17 protein-coding genes, 1 tRNA gene and 1 pseudogene are annotated in these 18,632 nt (G+C 37.3%); 3 read left to right on the top strand and 16 right to left on the bottom strand.

What is annotated here, in order from left to right; all coding sequences use genetic code 11:
• Positions 1-87: 87 nt before the first annotated feature.
• From HMPREF2810_RS16255 to HMPREF2810_RS10255, 3 genes and pseudogenes are all read right to left on the bottom strand, one after another.
• Positions 88-719 (bottom strand): annotated as a pseudogene (locus HMPREF2810_RS16255) (5'-methylthioadenosine/S-adenosylhomocysteine nucleosidase).
• Positions 720-759: 40 nt separating this feature from the next.
• Entirely contained in the window at positions 760-1,815 is a 1,056-nt protein-coding gene (locus tag HMPREF2810_RS10260; protein WP_002383426.1) for an endonuclease/exonuclease/phosphatase family protein, read from the bottom strand.
• A gap of 22 nt (positions 1,816-1,837) precedes the next feature.
• Complete coding sequence (locus HMPREF2810_RS10255) at positions 1,838-2,422, bottom strand: DEAD/DEAH box helicase family protein (RefSeq protein WP_002364651.1); 585 nt, start codon at positions 2,420-2,422, stop codon at positions 1,838-1,840.
• Between the two features lie 176 nt (positions 2,423-2,598).
• Here HMPREF2810_RS10255 and HMPREF2810_RS10250 point away from each other — a divergent pair, with 176 nt between their 5' ends.
• Positions 2,599-3,333: an alpha/beta fold hydrolase gene (locus HMPREF2810_RS10250; RefSeq protein ID WP_002358908.1), complete on the top strand. Its 735-nt coding sequence runs from the start codon at positions 2,599-2,601 to the stop codon at positions 3,331-3,333.
• Complete coding sequence (gene mprF / locus HMPREF2810_RS10245) at positions 3,330-5,861, top strand: bifunctional lysylphosphatidylglycerol flippase/synthetase MprF (protein WP_002358907.1); 2,532 nt, start codon at positions 3,330-3,332, stop codon at positions 5,859-5,861. Before HMPREF2810_RS10250 ends, mprF begins: the two co-directional genes overlap by 4 nt.
• Positions 5,862-5,931: 70 nt before the next feature.
• Here the strand turns inward: mprF and HMPREF2810_RS10240 are convergent, their stop codons facing one another.
• Positions 5,932-6,744, bottom strand: coding sequence for a pyruvate, water dikinase regulatory protein (locus HMPREF2810_RS10240; RefSeq protein WP_002383425.1), 813 nt, complete (start codon positions 6,742-6,744; stop codon positions 5,932-5,934).
• A gap of 12 nt (positions 6,745-6,756) precedes the next feature.
• Positions 6,757-7,386 carry a helix-turn-helix transcriptional regulator gene (locus tag HMPREF2810_RS10235; RefSeq protein ID WP_002355926.1) on the bottom strand — a complete coding sequence of 210 codons (630 nt, stop codon included), beginning with the start codon at positions 7,384-7,386 and terminating at the stop codon, positions 6,757-6,759.
• Positions 7,387-7,555: 169 nt separating this feature from the next.
• Here HMPREF2810_RS10235 and ppdK point away from each other — a divergent pair, with 169 nt between their 5' ends.
• Complete coding sequence (gene ppdK, locus HMPREF2810_RS10230; RefSeq protein ID WP_002383423.1) at positions 7,556-10,201, top strand: pyruvate, phosphate dikinase; 2,646 nt, start codon at positions 7,556-7,558, stop codon at positions 10,199-10,201.
• Positions 10,202-10,314: 113 nt separating this feature from the next.
• Here the strand turns inward: ppdK and HMPREF2810_RS10225 are convergent, their stop codons facing one another.
• From HMPREF2810_RS10225 to HMPREF2810_RS10170, 11 genes are all read right to left on the bottom strand, one after another.
• Complete coding sequence (locus tag HMPREF2810_RS10225; RefSeq protein WP_002358903.1) at positions 10,315-10,647, bottom strand: putative quinol monooxygenase; 333 nt, start codon at positions 10,645-10,647, stop codon at positions 10,315-10,317.
• Between the two features lie 33 nt (positions 10,648-10,680).
• A tRNA-Arg gene (locus tag HMPREF2810_RS10220) sits at positions 10,681-10,754 on the bottom strand.
• A 320-nt stretch (positions 10,755-11,074) separates the two neighbouring features.
• The gene (gene eis / locus HMPREF2810_RS10210; RefSeq protein ID WP_010715080.1) at positions 11,075-12,268 is read right to left on the bottom strand and encodes a GNAT family N-acetyltransferase; all 1,194 of its coding nucleotides are present in this window, start codon (positions 12,266-12,268) and stop codon (positions 11,075-11,077) included.
• A 57-nt stretch (positions 12,269-12,325) separates the two neighbouring features.
• Positions 12,326-13,720, bottom strand: a complete 1,395-nt coding sequence (locus HMPREF2810_RS10205; protein ID WP_002355921.1) for a glycoside hydrolase family 1 protein — start codon at positions 13,718-13,720, stop codon at positions 12,326-12,328.
• Between the two features lie 83 nt (positions 13,721-13,803).
• Entirely contained in the window at positions 13,804-15,081 is a 1,278-nt protein-coding gene (locus HMPREF2810_RS10200) for a PTS sugar transporter subunit IIC (RefSeq protein ID WP_002355920.1), read from the bottom strand.
• 65 nt (positions 15,082-15,146) lie between these two features.
• Positions 15,147-15,467, bottom strand: a complete 321-nt coding sequence (locus HMPREF2810_RS10195) for a PTS lactose/cellobiose transporter subunit IIA (protein WP_002355919.1) — start codon at positions 15,465-15,467, stop codon at positions 15,147-15,149.
• A gap of 22 nt (positions 15,468-15,489) precedes the next feature.
• Complete coding sequence (locus tag HMPREF2810_RS10190; protein ID WP_002355918.1) at positions 15,490-15,816, bottom strand: PTS sugar transporter subunit IIB; 327 nt, start codon at positions 15,814-15,816, stop codon at positions 15,490-15,492.
• Positions 15,817-16,091: 275 nt separating this feature from the next.
• A complete protein-coding gene (locus tag HMPREF2810_RS10185; RefSeq protein ID WP_002355917.1) occupies positions 16,092-16,502 on the bottom strand; it encodes a DUF3284 domain-containing protein in 411 nt (136 codons plus the stop codon).
• A complete protein-coding gene (locus HMPREF2810_RS10180; protein WP_002355916.1) occupies positions 16,502-16,702 on the bottom strand; it encodes a DUF3188 domain-containing protein in 201 nt (66 codons plus the stop codon). Before HMPREF2810_RS10180 ends, HMPREF2810_RS10185 begins: the two co-directional genes overlap by 1 nt.
• 13 nt (positions 16,703-16,715) lie before the next feature.
• Positions 16,716-16,934: a hypothetical protein gene (locus tag HMPREF2810_RS10175; protein ID WP_002355915.1), complete on the bottom strand. Its 219-nt coding sequence runs from the start codon at positions 16,932-16,934 to the stop codon at positions 16,716-16,718.
• A 43-nt stretch (positions 16,935-16,977) separates the two neighbouring features.
• Entirely contained in the window at positions 16,978-18,441 is a 1,464-nt protein-coding gene (locus HMPREF2810_RS10170; RefSeq protein WP_002364646.1) for a PTS sugar transporter subunit IIC, read from the bottom strand.
• Between the last annotated feature and the right edge of the window lie 191 nt (positions 18,442-18,632).

Here is an 18,632-nt window from a genome sequence, read left to right as displayed (position 1 = left end):
ACAATGTTACTTTTATCCCCAACCTATATTACTTTTTAAGCTTGGAACAAAAATCTTTCTGGATTTTTGTTCCAAGCTCTTTCTTTTTTAATTTATATATGCACAGACCAATTCAAATACTTTTTCCATTGCCTGTGTTTGTGTATCTTCTGTTACTTTGACTGCGTTAGCATCCGCTCTATCGCAAATAATTCTTATAGAAACAAAAGCACAATCATTTAAAAAGCAGCATTGTGCAATAGCTGCGGATTCCATATCCACACAGTCAATAGAGAATTATTCAATTAAGTTTCTTTTTTCAGTTGTGTCACAAACGAAGCCTTCTCCAGTTCCAAAACGAACACACTTTATCTTTTCATCTAGATGTTGAAGTTCGGCCAGCATTCCTTTATCTCCTTTATAGTACAGCTGATAAGGAAATTTATTGATTGACTGTCTTTCACGAATATCGTAATGGCAGTATTCCTCACCTAGCACCATCTCAAAGAGTTGCAGTTTTTCATTTAAACAGCCACAAATACCGATATTAATTAGTTGTTCTATTTGAAATGAATCAAAAGTATTTGACTATATAGCGTAGCATTCGTCTTTCCTTGTCCTGCACAAACCATAATGACTTGCGATGTTTTTTGTTCATAAATATAAAATGTATTTTTTGCTAGCTGTATCTTTCGTTGTGGTGGAAAATATTCCAATAATTTTTGAAGCTCTAAATCCATTGCGGCAATAACCCCTAATTTCATCTATCTCCTCCTTTTTCTATTTCAACCCAACTTCCATCTTCACAGGTTGGTGATCTGTATATTTAAATTGTTCGTCCTTTGTTTTCACGCTATGAACAGCCACATTATCAGAAACAATAAAACCATCAATTACATACACTTGGGATGTTTCATAAGAGCCAGTGTAAGGCTTATTAAGCACCCGCACAGTCGGTTGTTGATCATCATAAGCAAGTGAAAAATGTTTAGGTAAGTCTGCTGGATCAATTTCTCCTGGTACCCAACCAGCTTCCCCTAAGTCAGGATATCGATGACTGCCTTTGAAAACTTGATTAAAGTCACCTCCAGCAATTACATAGTTTCCTTTAGCGTATTCTTGGGATAATACGTCAGCTAACTTTTTGCTTTGAGCAATCTTCCCTTCCCCATTGTCATAGGCTTCCAAATGTAAGTTAAAAACCACTAATTCTTTGTCTGTGCCTTTAATTGGAAAGCGCGTTTCTAGAAGTGCTCGTTTTAAGTTACTAATGCTAACGGGCCAACGAAAGGGATTGGGTAAAGCAATGCGTTTGGCCTCTGTTATTTTTTCATTTGATAATGTTAATAAACCACTTTCTACTCGTCCAATCGGCGGCCAAGGAATGGGCACATAATCTACCTTAAAATTATAAGCAAATGCGCTGTTCAGCTGTAGCTGTTTTTGTAATTCTTCCTCTTGATTGACTTCATAAGAACGTTGCGAGCGACGATCGACTTCTTGGAATAAGTAAATCATCGCTGGTAATTCTTTCAAGGTTTCTTCAATGCCTGTTAAATTCTGTTGGACCATTGCCTTATTAACTGGTTGGACAGTTTTGCCACCGTCCATAAAAAAATCTTCTGTTTGTCCTAGGCCAGCATAGCCTATGTTATACGTGACTAAAGAAATGGATTGCTTTTTTTCGATGGTTTGCTCTGAAATTTGTTTATTTATAGCAACTGGTTCAACCGCTCGTGGTCGAAACTCTCGGAAGGTTAAATATCCTATCAAAATTAAAGCTATGCTTAAAAGAAGGACCATCAAGCTACCGAGATATTTAAAAAACTTTTTCATTGATTCCGATGTTCCTTTCACATTATGTCAAACCAAAAGTAGCAATTATCTTCGTTGCTACTTCTTCTGGTGTCATGTTTGAATTATTTATTTTCGTTATTTTTACATTTGGAAATGTACTTTCTAGTTCGCCTTCGTGGCTTACTAATCGATGTTCTTTAAAGGTATTGAGTAATTCTTTTCGAGAAAAGTCGACATCGCGTTTTGAAGGTTTTGCCTCTAGCCGCTCTGGATGAACATTCCGTTCTAGGCGGATTTCTGTTGAAGAGACGAGTTCGACGAAATAAACGGACTCATGTTTACTAAGAAAAATTTCTGATATTTCTTCTAAAAATTGAAAATCCTGTTCTTGATCAAAAGCAATCACCACTGTAAAAATAATGTTTTTTGTTGTATTTGTGGCTGGATTTTCTACAAAGGCATGAAAAAGTTCCTTTCTAACGGAATCAGACAATTGAAACGCACGTTCCGTATACCCAAGATAGTTTGCAAATAAGTCAATGGTTTGATGATTAAATAGTAATTTAGCATCTAACTGCTTTTCTAAAGCCTTGCCAACGGTCATTTTCCCGACAGCTTGGGCACCAATTAAAACGATTAAAGACATCAACTTTCCCTCCTCTAGTCTAATTTTTAGGTGGCTATCTTCTACTATATCACACTATATTACAACACCTTACAAAACTGTTCGGAAAATTTTCTGTTTTTTATTACAAAAAAAAGACAAAAGACTCTATAATGAGAGGGGACTCGATTGATTATAGATGAGATAGGTGACGGAGAATGGCAATAGAAAAATATTTTCAAACAATAGATGGCAGTCAAATTTTTTATCAAATTTTTGGCAAAGAAACAAATTACCCCCTTGTGTTACTTCATGGTAATGGCAATGATCATACTTTTTTTAATTATCAAATTTCTTATTTCTCCAAGGAGTATCAAGTTATTGCGGTGGATACCCGCGGACATGGACGTTCCACCAATACACAAAGTCAATTAACTTTTCCGCTTTTGGCAGAAGATTTAGCTGGTATTATTCAACAAGAACACTTAACAAAAATTAATTTATTGGGCTTTAGTGACGGAGCAAATATTGCCATGGTTTTTACCCATTTATATCCTGATTTCGTCAATAAACTCGTCTTAAATTCTGGAAATGTCACCATGTCTGGTCTGAAAAAATATGTAACGATTGCCACTTATTTTCAATATTGGTTTTGTCGTATTGGCGCCTTTTTTTCAAAAAAATTGCGCGCACGGCTCCCTATCGTGGCTCTGTTATTTGAAGATACTGGACTGACAAAACAAGATTTAGAACACATCCCCTGTCCTACTCTTGTTATTACTGGCAGCCGAGATTTAATTGCGCTTTCCCATTCACGGGCGATTGCTGATGCCATTCCTGCTGGCAAATTGGTCTTGGTAAATAAACAAGGTCATTTATTTGCCAAAAACTCACCAGATATTTTTAATAAAACAATCGAAAAATTCTTAAAGGAAATGAAGGTGTCTAAATGAAACAAATTATTCATTGGATCAAAACGCATACAGGATTACTAAAAACACTGTTTGTTATTGCGGTCTCAATTATTGTTGTTGCCCAACTTTTATCAATTGGTAAAACGATCTCATTTGAACAGTTAAAACAGATTTTTGATGAGATTCCGCTATGGAAATTGTTATTGATGATGGTTATCGGTTTAGTTTCCGTTACTCCGATGCTAAATTATGACTTAACATTAAATCGCATTTTAAACTTGAAAGTCTCAAAACGGGAACTCCTTGAATCTAGCTGGATTGTCAATACAATCAATAATATTGGTGGATTCGGTGGTTTGGTCAGCATGGGACTTCGTTCTGAATTTTATGGAAATAAAACAGAGGAAAAGAAAATTTTACCTGCGTTAACCCATATTTTACTTTTTGTGTTATCCGGTCTATCTATTTATAGTATTCTTTGCTTTTTCCTTGTTCAGTTTGATCCAAAGATGGCTTATTTACAGCAATATTGGATTTGGTTATTAGGTGGCGGTCTTTATTTCCCATTACTTTATCTTATTTTACATTTCCAAAAAAATAGTTCCTTTGGTAACCTCGATGCAAAAAATCGCTTATCTCTAGTTGTTTCTTCGTTTTTAGAATGGACAGGTGTTTTAATTACCTTTATCAGTATTGGTTACTTATTAGATGTACCGATTCCTTTAATTGATATTGTTCCTTTATATGTAGCAGCTTCGATTATTGGGATTGCTTCGATGATTCCAGGGGCTTTAGGTAGTTTTGATGTCATGATGATTTTAGGACTGAGCAACTTAGGTGTCGATCGTGAAATTATTGTTTTGTGGTTATTGCTCTATCGTTTATTCTATTATATTATCCCTTTCTTAATTGGCTGTTTGTTCTTTACAAAACACTTAAGCCAAAAATTGGATACTCATTATCGACAATTACTGAAACAAATTACTTTGGAAATTGCCCACAAATTGGAAGTGGTTTTACTTTATTTTTCAGGAATTATGATGGTGCTCCTAGCCACTATTCCAGAAGCCTTCACTCAAGTGCATTGGTTAAGAGATATTAACCCCTTCCGTTCACATATTATTATTCAAATTCCGAGTATTGTTTTAGGCTTTGCATTATTAATTATGGGACGTGGGATTGCTGATCGTGTTAAAAGAGCCTATTATCCAACGATTATTTTATTAATTGGTGCTATCTTGTATTCATTTGTTGTTGACTTTAGTATGTTTTCCATTTTCTATTTAGCTATTTTATTATTTATCGTTATTTTTTCAAAATCAGAATTGTACCGTGAACAACTGGTTTACTCTTGGGAGTGGATGACGATTGATGGGTTTATCTTTGGCTTGTTGACCTTATTATACCTAGTCATTGGTGTTTATAATTTACCGAACTTCCCACACCATCGTCATCATTTTGTGGAATTTTTCTTGTTCCCTTCCGAACGGATCTGGTTGTCAGGATTTATCGCTATCCTCTTAGTTATGAGTTTTAACTTTCTATTTGTTCGCTACCTCCAAGGGAAAAAACACCAAGTTGGTGAGTTTCCAGAAGATAGTATCTTGCATAATATCTTAACAACTTATGGCGGGAATATTGATAGTGAACTTGTCTTTCTTCATGATAAACAGGTTTTCTTATATCCCAAAGAAGAACCGACTGTCTTTTTACAATTCAACACCATTAATAATAAATGCGTTGTGATGGGCAACCCTTCTGGGAACAAAGAAGATTTTCCTGCGGCGATTGATGCATTCCTTAAAGAAACAGATCGTTTCGGCTATGTACCCGTCTTTTACGAAACCAATGAGGACAGCGTGATGTTACTACATGAATACGGCTACGAATTTATCAAAATGGGCGAAGAAGCCTTAGTTAATCTAGAAACATTTACGATGTCTGGGAAAAAATTCAAAGGTACCCGCGCAGTGTTTAATAAAATTACCAAAGCCGGCTATTCATTTGACGTACTCCAACCTCCTTTTAGTGCCGAACAAATGCACGAATTAAAAGCTATTTCGGATAGTTGGTTAGACAATCGAAAAGAAAAAGGCTTTTCACTAGGATTTTTCGATGAAGCGTATCTTCAAAGAAACCCAATTGCTGTTGTCCGAAATGCTGAAGGAGAAATGGTCTCTTTCGCTAATATCATTCCTAGTTACACAAATGAAGTTGGTACCATTGACTTGATGCGTCACCATAAAGAAAAAGCCCCTTCTGGAAGTATGGATTTCCTATTTATTCATTTATTTGAATATATGAAAACAGAAAATATTCATTATTTCAATTTAGGGATGGCTCCGTTAGCAAACGTTGGTCAATCAAGAAAAAGTTTTATTCAAGAACGGATTGCTGCGTTAATTTATGAATTTGGTTCAGAAATTTACTCCTTCCAAGGATTACGCGAATACAAGGAAAAATTTGCTAGCAAATGGCAACCCCGCTATACACTTTATTCTAAAAGTAGTTGGATTGTCTACGTGATGATCGCTTTACTCATTGTCGATCAAAAAAATATTGACTAATAAAAAGAATCCCAATTAAGTATAAAAAGCTTGGCAACTTCACTGAAATTTAGTGAGGTTGCCAAGCTTTTTAATTTCTTTCATCTAGTTTTTCTTTAATCAAAAAGGCTGTTTCTTCGACAGATTTTGCGGTTACATCAATCACTGGGATACCATACTTCGCAAAAATTTCTTCGGCATAGGCTAATTCTTGTTCAATCCGTTCAACATTGGTATAACTGGTCTCATTACCTAAACCTAAGGAAGCCAACCGACTGCTACGAATCTGTCCTAATGTTTCTGGCGAACAAACTAAACCAATCATTTTTTGTGGATCCATTTCTTCCAAAATTGGCGGCAATGGAACTTCTGGAATTAATGGTAAGTTAGAAACGCGGTAGCCTTGATTTGCTAAATACATACTGACTGGCGTTTTTGAGGTCCGCGAAACGCCTAACAACAATATATCAGAATTAAGAAACCCTTGAGGATTTTTGCCATCATCATATTTTACAGCAAATTCAATCGCTGAGATTTTATCAAAATAGGCACGATCTAGTTGGTGGCGTCGTCCAGGCTCTTCAATAGGATCTACTCCGGCTTTCGCTTGAATTAATTCAAAAAATGGCGCCATTAAATCTAAATATAACAACCCTGTTCGTTCACTAAATTCTTTCGCCGCTGTGATTAGTTGTTTACTGACTAATGTACTGACAACTAAGGCTTTATCTTTTAAGGCATCTTTTAAAATCTCTAATAATTCTTCTTCTGTTGTGACAAAAGAAAAATTGTATCGATTAAGAAAAGAAATATCTGGATATTGTGCGCTTGCTGCAGCTAACAATTTTTGTGATGTTTCTCCAAGTGAATCGGAAATAGTATAAACAATGATCTCTTTTTTCATAATTAAGCTCCCTTATCTATTTTGTGCGGCTTCTTTCGCTTGTTGCGTAATATAGGTTAAAATTTTCGTTTTCGTAATTTTTCCAATAACTTTTTTAGGATTTTCTTTTTCAACGACTGGCAAAGAATCCACTTCGTATTTTTGCAAAGTGTCAGCAGCTTCAAGAATAGTAAATTCTGGTGTGCAGGTTTTCACATGTGGCACTCTTGTCATACAAACAGCAACAGGTGTGCCATCAATATTTGTATTTAAAGAGGCTCGTAATAAATCTTTTCGTGACAAAACCCCTAATAATTCTTTTGCTTCATCCATGACATAAAGAGAACCGACATCATACATAAACAAGTTGGTAATCGCATCTCGAATTGAGGTGTCTTGGGCAACCATCAATGGTGGACTCATGATCTCCTGAACTTTTGTTTGAAAAACGTCAAAAAAGAAAAAAGCCTCCATGTTATCACTTTCGTAAGTATAACCAACTTTCGGACTTGCTTTTAAAATTCCTGAAAGTGTTAAAAAAGACAAATCAGAACGCAATGTCGCACGTGAAACGGCTAGTATGTCCGAAATGCGTTCACCACTAACTGGCTGATGCTCTTTTACAACAGCGATAATTTGCTCTTGTCGTTTACTTAATTTCATCATTTCCTCCTCAATTCCTCTTAAACAAATTGTGCATTCGCTTACAATTATACACATATTTATTGTTTTTTCAACATATTGACAAGAAACTTTTTCTATTGACAAACTTATTTCCGTCTATTATGATGTTTATTGAACATATAAGACACATATTAAACGGAGGTCACGCATGAAAAAGTTTATTTATTCTTTTAACGAAACACACAATGAAGGTAAAGAGACTCTTGGTGGTAAAGGGGCGAACTTGGCAGAAATGACACGCTTAGGTTTGCCGATTCCGCAAGGATTCACGATTACAACCCGTTGCTGTATGGACTATTTGGCAGATGCTACTTTCTTTGAAGAATACTTACAATCAGAAATTTTGAAAGCGGTTAAAAACTTAGAAACTGAAACAGGCAAATCTTTTACCGCGGATAATGAGATTCTCTTAGTTTCTGTTCGCAGTGGTGCTGCCTTCTCAATGCCTGGTATGATGGATACTATTTTAAATTTGGGTTTAAATGATCAACGTGTGAAAAAATTTGCGACCTTAACCTCTCCTGGTTTTGCTTTTGATTGTTATCGCCGACTTATTCAAATGTTTGGAGACGTCGTCTATCACATTCCCAAAGAATTATTTGACCAACAAAAAGAGCGCTTGGAACAAGAGCTCAACAAAAAAATTACCGCTTTTCAAGAAGAAGATCATTTCGCCTTGATTGTCCGCTACCAAGAAGTTTTTGAACAACATCAGGTGGTCTTCCCGCAAGACCCTGTCGCACAACTTTTTGAAGCAATCAAAGCTGTTTTTGATTCATGGAATAATCAACGTGCGGTGGTTTATCGAAACTTACATCATATTGCACATGATTTAGGTACAGCTGTCAACATTCAAGAAATGGTTTTCGGCAATCGTGGACTAGACAGTGGCACTGGCGTTGTTTTTACTAGAAATCCGGTCACAGGGGAAAATCAACTGTTTGGAGAGTTTCTTTTGAACGCGCAAGGAGAAGATGTAGTGGCTGGTATTCGGACGCCAGAACCCATTCGTCGTTTACGTTTGACTATGCCAAAAGTTTATCAAGATTTTCGCCATTACGCAGAACTTTTAGAATATCATTATCGTGACATGCAAGATATTGAATTTACCATTGAAAATGAAAAATTATATATTTTACAAACAAGAAACGGGAAACGAACCGCCGCAGCTACGGTTAAAATTGCTTTAGACTTAGCCAAAGAAAATCGCATTACTAAACAAGAAGCACTGTTGCGTGTGACACCTGATACGATTGATCAATTAATTCATCCCGTGTTTGATCAAGAGAAACGACAACACATGGAACGCTTAGCTATGGGTCTTCCTGCTAGTCCTGGTGCAGCAAGTGGCCAAATTGTTTTTACAGCAGAAAAAGCCAAAGAACTGACCAATCTAGGAAAGAAAGTCATTCTTGTTCGTCAAGAAACTTCGCCAGAAGATATTGAAGGCATGGTTGTAAGCGAAGCAATTGTGACCAGTCGTGGCGGAATGACTTCTCATGCCGCTGTGGTCGCACGAGGAATGGGAACTTGCTGTGTGACTGGTTGTGAAAGTTTAACCGTCAATGAAGAAACCAAACAACTACACTGCGGGCCACAAGTCATCTTAGAAGGAACAATCATTTCCGTCGATGGCTCAACGGGGGAAATTTATCTTGGCGAAATTCCCACAATTTCTGCTGATAATAACGATGACCTTCAAGAGCTCTTGTCTTGGGCAGATGCGTACGCTGATTTAACTGTTCGTGCCAATGCAGAAACTACACAAGATTTAGAGACTGCTATCCGTTTTGGCGCAGCGGGGATTGGTTTAGCGCGAACAGAGCATATGTTTTTCGGGGAAGAGCGTGTCTTGGAAATGCGTCGCCTGATTTTAGCAGAGTCTGAAAAGGAAGCAGCCTATGCGTTGGAGCAACTTCTTCATTTTCAACAGGAAGACTTTTATCAAATGCTGAAAGTAGTTCAAGACAAGCCCATGGTGGTCCGCTTGTTAGATCCGCCGATGCATGAGTTTTTACCTCATGAAAAGAATGATATTCAATTATTGGCGAAGCAACTACAACGGTTCCCAGTGACCATCGCCAAACAAATTGAACGGTTACAAGAAACCAATCCAATGTTGGGCCATCGTGGTTGTCGCTTAGGTGTGACCCAACCACAAATATACAAAATGCAAGTTACAGCCTTATTTACTAGTGCCATTCGATTAGTCAAAGAAGGAATTACTGTTTATCCAGAAGTGATGATTCCTCTAATCGCCGAAAAAGAAGAACTTCTCTATCTCAAACGCATTTTAAAAGAAACGATTGACGGTCTCTTTGAAGAACATAAAATGACTCCTTTCCCTTACGAAATCGGGACAATGATTGAACTACCTAGAGCTTGTCTGATTGCGGATCAGTTAGCAGAAGAAGCAGACTTTTTCAGCTTTGGAACAAATGATTTAACACAAATGACCTATGGCTTTTCTCGTGATGATATCGGTAAATTCATTAATACGTATCGGGAAAAGAAAATCATTACCCAAGATCCGTTTCAATCATTAGATCAAACAGGTGTTGGTCAATTGATTCAATTAGCTGTAGAGAAAGCGCGTCGCACTAAACCAAACATGAGTATTGGCGTATGTGGAGAAGTCGGTGGCGATCCGCAATCCATCACGTTTTTCCAAACACTTGGCCTAAACTACATCTCTTGCTCACCTTATCGGGTACCTATTGCGAAACTCGCAGCTGCCCAAGCCAAAATTTTAACCGAACCGGCTGTGACTGAAGAACAAATGGTCCTTCTTTAATTTAACGTGTGTAACAAATGATTCATCCTTACAAGATAAAAAGTGCTAGGAACATCAGTCGAAACGGCTGATGTCCCTAGCACTAAATTTTAAGATCAATGATTGCACTCTAGTTATTTTCTTATAAACGCGGCATCTTTTGTCAAGGGGTCTGTTACATCTGATACATATCTTTCTACTTTCATATGCAAATCATATTTTTCTCTAAGTTCTGTAATACGGGTCATCATTGGAGAAGCGTGGTGTTTGTCTAATGCTTCCTGATCTGTCCAACTATCAATCAGCAGAACTGTTTCTTCATCGTCCATTGGAAAAAAGTATTCATAGCGACTATTCCCTTTTTCTGCACGAATCGCCTCTACAATTCCGCTGGCAATCATTTCTTTGGCAAATTCTCTTGCACGTCCATTTGTCCCACTATAATAAATATTTATAGTAATCGCCATCTGTCTTCCCCCCTAAATTTACTTGCCTTTTTACGTTCCCGACTGGAATTGAACCAGCGACCTACCGCTTAGGAGGCGGTTGCTCTATCCTACTGAGCTACGAGAACAATCTGTTTTAATTTTAGAAGTCTTCACTACATCTGTCAATAGACAAAAAGAAAGTATCTCGCATAAGCAATTACGCGAGATACTTTCTTTCAGTGAAACACGTCATTCGTTTATCTATTATTTTTTTTGCCGCCGATCAAGAATCATTTTTCCTAAATAATAAAGTCCTGTCGCAATAGCTATATATTGCCCAATTTTATTATTGCGTGCAACTTTTTCTTGTTTCGTTTTCGCCATTGTCCCCATCACCTTTCTAAAATAATTCTTTTTACATTTTTATTATAGTAGGTTCTGTCATTTTTTGCGAATAAACACACTTTTAAAAATAATCTTCTAAAATTGGCATGCCTTTGACTAAACGTTGGCCTAAACGTTGAGCTGTCGTTGCGTCTCCTTGTAAGCGTTCATAAAAAGATAACGTCTCTGCTGAACGATAGCCCAAGAATAGTTGCGTCCACGTTTGGATATCTGCTTTCAAAGCAGCAGTTCCTTCTTTTTCCACAGCACCTTTAGTCACTGTCGCTTTTCCTTGTTCGTCAATTGTGATTGTCCAAATACCTTCATTCCATGGCCCATAGGAATCTTCAATCTCTAAAGAATACGTTTCTTTTTCTCCTGATTGAAATGGATACTTTTCCAGAAATGTTTGTAACTCAACGATTCGTGCCATCATGTAAGGTAAAATTTTTACAGAAGCTGCTGGCGTTGGCATTAAATCATTTAAATCTTTTCCAGCAAAACCATTAATCCAATGGAACGATTGAACGGAACCACTATGTGAGCCAATAAACCCAGCTAAAGCTTTAAAAGCTGTATTAGTTAAATAGTTCCATTCTACGATTTCAAAGGTGCCAGCAGCTATCCGATAAATCACATAGCCTTCCGCTTTCCCTTCTGACGAATAATAAATCGCTTGATTATTTGGTTTACTGGCACGATTCAGCGTATAATCCAGCCACCAAGTTTCACGGATCACACCACCAGAGTGCGCTCTTTGATTTTCAAGGTATACGTCTTTAATGACCTCTTTACCGTCAGCCCAAGAAACTCGTTTAATGGTACCTGGAACTCGTTTAACACGTGGCCAATCTTCCGTTTTAATTGTATACTCCACTTGTTCAAATGTTTGTTCATAGCCATATTGACGATAAAATGGATATGAAAACGGTGCTAAGTAAGAAAGGGCAACCTTTTGTTTCGCTAAATCAGCCAACATTTCTTTCATAATAGCAGAGATGCCGCCTTCACCACGATATTCTGGATAAGAAGCCACATAGCCAATTCCAGCCATGGGATAGCGGACACCATGGAAATTCACTTGAAAAGGTGTCGCCATCACTTGACTTGTTAATTGCTCATCAATTAGGAAGCCATAGCTTTGCGTATGTGACAACAATTTTTCAAAACGTTCTTGGCGTTCCGCCGTGGGTTCCTGATTAAAAGCATAGATGACAAGATCAAACATCTCTTTCATTTCTTCTTTGCCCATTTTTTTGACTCTTTTAGTTGTCATTTTCTTTCCTCCTCGCACATTGTATCAATTCATTTTATCACAGAAACAGTTCTCTTTCTAAAAGCCGTTATTTGCTGTCATTTCTTTGAACCAACGACCGCTTTTCTTAATGGTCCGTTTCGCATCATCATCTAAATCCACAGCGATGAAGCCGTAACGATTTTTATAGGCATTAAGCCAAGACCAGTTATCCATACACGTCCACATATGATATCCTTGAACATTACTACCTTCTTGAATCGCTTGATGCACCCATTTCAAGTGATCTTGCACGAATTCAATCCGATAATCATCTTCAATGACTCCTTGTTCATTGACAAAGCGTTCTTCTCCTTCTACGCCCATGCCATTTTCTGAAATGTAGCAGCGAATGTTGCCATAATTTTCTTTTAAATTCATTAATGTATCATAAATGCCTTTTTCGTAGATTTCCCAGCCACGGTAAGGATTCATTTTTTTGCCAGGCATATCGTAGACATCATAAAAATCTTCTGGAAGTAAGCCTTCTGGTCGTGTTTCAACAGGTGTTTCTTTTGCTTTGGCACGACGTGGTTGATAGTAGTTTACTCCTAATAAGTCCACAGTATTTTCAGCAATTATTGCTAAATCTTCTGGCGTTGTTTCTGGCAACAAGTCATTTGCTTTCGCCCAGGCAACCATATCTTCTGGAAAATGGCCTTTAACTGCCGGATCTAAAAACGAACGGTTAAAGAAACCATCGACAAATTTAGCCGCATTTACATCGGCTTCATTGTGCTCATCACGAGGATAAGTCGGCGTTAAGTTTAAAATAATGCCAATTTCACCTGATAAGTTCATAGAATGATAAACAGCAATCGCTTTGGCACTAGCTAAAGCTTCATGATAGAGTACTTGAATCCCTTCTTTTAGATTCACTTTATCAGGATAATGCCAGCCATAGAGATAACCACCTTCAACTGGTACAATTGGTTCATTGTGCGTAAACCATTTTTTCACGCGATCGCCAAACAATTCAAAACAGGTTTTGGCAAAGTCGACATACAAATCAACCACTTCACGGCTTTCCCAACCGCCTTTTTCTTGAAGTACCATCGGCATATCAAAATGATACAAGTTCATAAAGGGCTCAATCCCGTGTTCTAATAAATCATCAATCACTTGATTATAAAAATCAACTGCTGTTTGATTGACTTTCCCTGTTGTAGGGTCTGGAATTAAACGGCTCCATTGAATGGATGTTCGAAAAGAGTTATGTCCCGTTTCTTTCATTAACTGAATATCTTCTTGGTATTTTTTATAAAATTGTGAGGTCTTATCTGGACCGACTTGTTGAAAAAATTTTTCTGGCGCTTCTTGATACCAAAAATCCCAAATATTTTGACCTTTACCATCACCTTCAAAAACGCCTTCTGTTTGAGGACCGCTGGCTGCAGAACCCCACCAAAAATTTTCTGGAAATTGATATTTCATGTTGTTTGCTCCTTTACGATTTAATCATTAAAAAAAGGATTGAACCCTCCGTAAGAGTCCGGACGATTCAATCCTTCGATTTTTTACTCAGCTGCTTCTGCGGCTGCTTCTTGTTTCAAGTATTGATCTGTTGCTACTTTTACGAAAGGCATGTAGATCAAAATAGAAATCAATAAGTTAACAGCTGCTAAAACTCCGCCGGCGATACTCTTCGTTGCTAAAAATCCGCCAATAATTGGTGGTGTTACCCAAGGTGGCATAAAGGTTGCAGCTGGTACTAAACCAGTTGCTGTCGCCACATACGCAACAGTTACAAGAACCATTGGGACTAAAATGAATGGGATAAACATAATTGGGTTTAAAACAATTGGTAAACCGAACATGACTGGTTCATTAATATTAAATAGTCCTGGTGCTAAACTTAAGTTTGTAATGACTTTGTATGGTTTGTTACGACGACCTACGATAAAGATAGCAATTAACAGACCTAATGTTGCCCCTGTTCCACCTAAGTTTACAAATGAATCAAAGAAAGGTTTGTTTACAATATAAGGAATTGCTTTACCTGCTTCTAAAGCTTTAATGTTCGCATCAATCGCTGGTACGTTGATTGTTTGCATTAATGGGTCAACCATGTTGGCACCATGTAAACCAAAGAACCACAAGAATGGTGTAATGAAAGCTAACAATAATGCTGATGGGTAGCTGTTTGCAAGTCCCATAAATGGTTGTTGAACTGCTTCGTAGAATGAAATAACGATATTGTCAATTCCTAAAGCAAATAGAATTGATGTAATTAAACTAAATAAACTGATTGTAATCATTGCTGGTAATAATGCCGCAAATGATTTTGCTACTGCTGGTGGTACACCATCAGGCATTTTGATAACTAATTTAGGATTGCCAGATAAACGTTGGAATAGTTCTCCTGAAATAAGTGCAATAATCAAAGCAATAAATAATCCAGTTGCGCCCATGCCTTCTAAGCCGCCAACTGCGAAGAATGAAGCTACAGAAACTGTACCGGCTGCAATGCCGTCTTTTCCATAAGATTTAACTAAATTGTGTGCTACTAAAAAGGCTACTAAAACGGCAAAGATTGCGAATGTACCGTTCCAAATGTTGCCACCAAAGCTTTTCCAAATTGGTGCATCGTTATACATCATTGGGAAAATTTTGTTTAAAAAGTCCTCATATCCTGGAATTGGAATATTATTAATTAATACCGCCAAAGCCCCTAAAATCATTAATGGCATCGTTACGACAAACGCGTCACGAATTGCTACCAAGTGCCGTTGCGCTGCGATTACTGACGCTTTCGGCATAAAGTGTTTCTCCATCCATTGAACAAATCCGTCCATTGTTATTCCTCCTAATTAACGCTTTCTCAAGCGCGTTTTTCTTATAAGACGCATTGACAACGAGATTACTCGTTATCAATACGGCGATAAAGATCGATAATTTCTTTTGCTAAATCTGTAAATGCAATCGCAGTCATTAAATGATCTTGACTGTGCACTGTTAACAATGTTACTTGCATGTTATTGCCTTTTGCTTCTTCTGTTAACATTCCTGTTTGCGAATGATGTGCATGTACAAGTGATTCTTCTGCATCTGCAATTTTTTTGTCTGCTAATTCAAAATCCCCCGATTTTGCTGCGGCAATCGCTTCCATTGCATCGCTTTTAGCATTTCCGCCATACATGATTAAACCCATGATTGCTTCTAAGTTCTGTTGTCCGTCCATTACCTCTACCCCATTTTCTGCTCTAGTTTGATGATCCCATTAATGAAATTGCTTGATCTAAAACTTTTTCGCCATTCATCATGCCATAATCTGCCATGTTGATTACATCTAAAGGAATCCCTTTTGGTTGTAATTTTTGTTCAAATTGTCCTTTCATGAAACGAACTTGTGGGCCTAATAATAAAACATTTACCTCTTTATTTTCCAAGTTTGTATCTGCTTCAGAAGCCGATACTGCAAAGATGTCTGCTTCCATGCCACGATCTTCTGCTGCTTTTTGCATTTTTGTTACTAATAAACTCGTGCTCATTCCTGCGGAACAAACTAACATAATTGTTTTTTTTGCCATTTTCCTTCATCTCCTAAATTCTCTTTGTTTTGCTTTACACCTTTATATAAGCAAGAAGCGTGCCAAGTTTTAACACATTGAAACCCTTGATATGACAACGTTTTTCAACATGGAAAGCGTGTACACACTAAAAATAAAACGATTACACACAGCTTTTTTGTGTGCGTTTCCAAAATAATAGGGCAACAAAAGAAAGTGAGCGATAAGTCGAAACGACTCATCGCTCACTTTCTAAAGCTGAAGAGAATCAACTGGACAAAAGCCGCTTTTTCCCTTTAAGCAGTTTCCATCATTTTAAGCATTTTATAAAACTGTTTCTTTTTAAAATAACTTAAAAAGATACCTAATACTGCATCATTCAGTTTTTGTAACGCCCCATAAGAAACCATTGTTTCTGTATAACGCAGTTCACAGCTTTTTTCATCAATTGGCTGGAGCTCATACCGCACCGAGAAATCATTTTTAGTTGTGGATGTTCGAAATTGATAGGTCTTATTTTCTACAGCTTCTTCAATAACTATTTTCGCGCGACTATTTTTACTATATTCTTTGATGTATTCAAACTTACGCAACTGCTTTCTTGTAAGAGTTTTGCCTGTTTGCTTACGGATATCAAAAATAACAGAATTCATTAATTGCGTGTAAAATTCATCTGCTGAAATAGTTAATGTTTTCGTAATTTCCATTACCGTTTCACCTCATCCTTTGTCGCCTCTTCTTCAGCAACTTTTTTTCCTTTAAAAAACAGGTAACCACCAAGTCCAATGAAAAAAATCCCCGTTGTCAGACTTAATAAATCATAGTTTAAGGAGCTGGGATTCAACGAATACAAAACAATCAAGAAGCCAATACTACATAAAAATAATCCATTTCTAATCATTTTCATCCATCCTATCTTTTTAGACTACCGTTGCTTGGAAGTATAAAACGCCACCCCAAGGTTGTTCCTTAATCAGCTGTTTTGCAACTTGTGCAGCAGTTTCAGGGTCTCCTTCAACTTCAAAAAATAACTTAATACCATTCTTTTCTTTAAAAGTAAATGTTTCATTTTCCCCTTGATATGCCTCTAATAAAGTAATAATTTCCTCTTGCTTCATTGCACTTGCAATCGAAATCATGCCGCTCGCTCCTTTCTATACAAGTAATTGCTGTTTTTATTGCCTATTGCTCACTTTCGCCTAATGCAGGATCCATTTTGTTAGCAGCGATAACAAACGGTGTCCAAATCAAGAAAGTGACTACCATACATACCAATGCTACGATTGGTGCGCGCCAGTCGGCACCTGTCGCTAAGAAAGATAATAGCAACGGCGGTGTCACCCACGCGACTTGTTGAGAAACTGGGGCTACTAACCCAAGATACGTTGCAACCCAGCCAATTGTAGTAGCAACTAATGGCGCAATTACAAATGGAATAAACATAATTGGATTCAGAACAACTGGTAAACCAAACATAATCGGTTCATTGATATTAAAGATCCCAGGTCCTAATGATAATTTACCGACTGTTAAATAATCTGCTCGTTTGGAGAATAACAAGATTGCAATAATTAGGACAATTGTACCGCCTGAACCACCAAACCAAGCAAAAGCATCAAACGAACCACGGACCCACATGTAGGCTTTACCGTCGTCAATAGCGGCTAAAACCGCAGCTGTTCCTGTTTTTCCTTCATAACCTTTTTGGAAAATATCAATATTAATTAATTGTGCTTGTCCCCAAATTCCTTCAAGAACTGGTGCCAAAACGTTTGGACCGTGAATACCAAAGAACCAGAAAATTTGAACAAAAACCGTTACGATTAACACAGCTCCTAGTCCTTGTGATAACCCAAGGAACGGTTCCGCGATATATTTTTGAATTAAGTCAATTAATAATTGACCGCCTGAAAGTTTTGACACCGTAAAGTTAATAATTGCTACGACATACAACGCGATTGTTGCTGGTAAAATTGCCGCAAACGCTTTTGAAACTGCTGGCGGAACAGAATCAGGCATTTTTATTGTTAAATCCGCTTGCATTAATTTACAAAAAATAATGGTTGATAAAGCCCCCATAATCATCACTGTAAAGAAAGCGTTACCATTTAAATGATTAAGATTTAACCAACCCCATGGATTGACAGTCAATTGATTATTAGCAATTGACGCACCAATTTCTGCCCCATTAATTGCGTTGGCAATCTTTTCTGGCACTTTCACAGCTAATTCAGCTGTGTTATTTGGTGCAAAAGCAACACCTGAAATTAAGGTAGCTAAACTGACAATCCCACCAGCTAGCTCATTCACATTGTATGCTTTCGCTAAGTTATAGCCCCAAGAAAAAGCGAAAATCAAACCAGCGATAGCCAATGTACCATTCCAAACAAAACCATTAATCCCAATGATGACATTCAATACTGCAAAAATACCTTTGTCTGCTTCCAAACTTGCCGCATAAGTTGAGACAAACTCTTGGGGAAGATCTCGAATAATTGCGTTAATCATTACGGCGACTGATCCAGCCATTGTCGCAGGTAATGTACCAATAAAAGCATCTCTTAGTGCCACCAGATGTTTCTGTGCACCAATTTTTGCGGCAGTTGGTAAGATATATTTTTCCATCCATGCCATTAATCCGTTCATTTTTATTCCTCCTGTATCCATTTATATTTATTAAAAAGGCAGTAGCCTCATTAAACGAATGAATCGAGCGTACAAAATAAAACCTTTGGTAACATGCACTATCCTTGTTTGCTATTCACTTTTCTTAAACGTTTTAATTCCTTATCCCATTAATGAGATTGCTTGATCTAAAACTTTTTCGCCATTCATCA

This window comes from Enterococcus sp. HMSC078F03, from assembly GCF_001811595.1.
Classification (GTDB): Bacteria; Bacillota; Bacilli; order Lactobacillales; family Enterococcaceae; genus Enterococcus; species Enterococcus faecalis.
The sequence above is the reverse complement of the archived record's forward strand: the minus strand, read 5'-3'. Positions and strand labels throughout refer to the sequence as shown.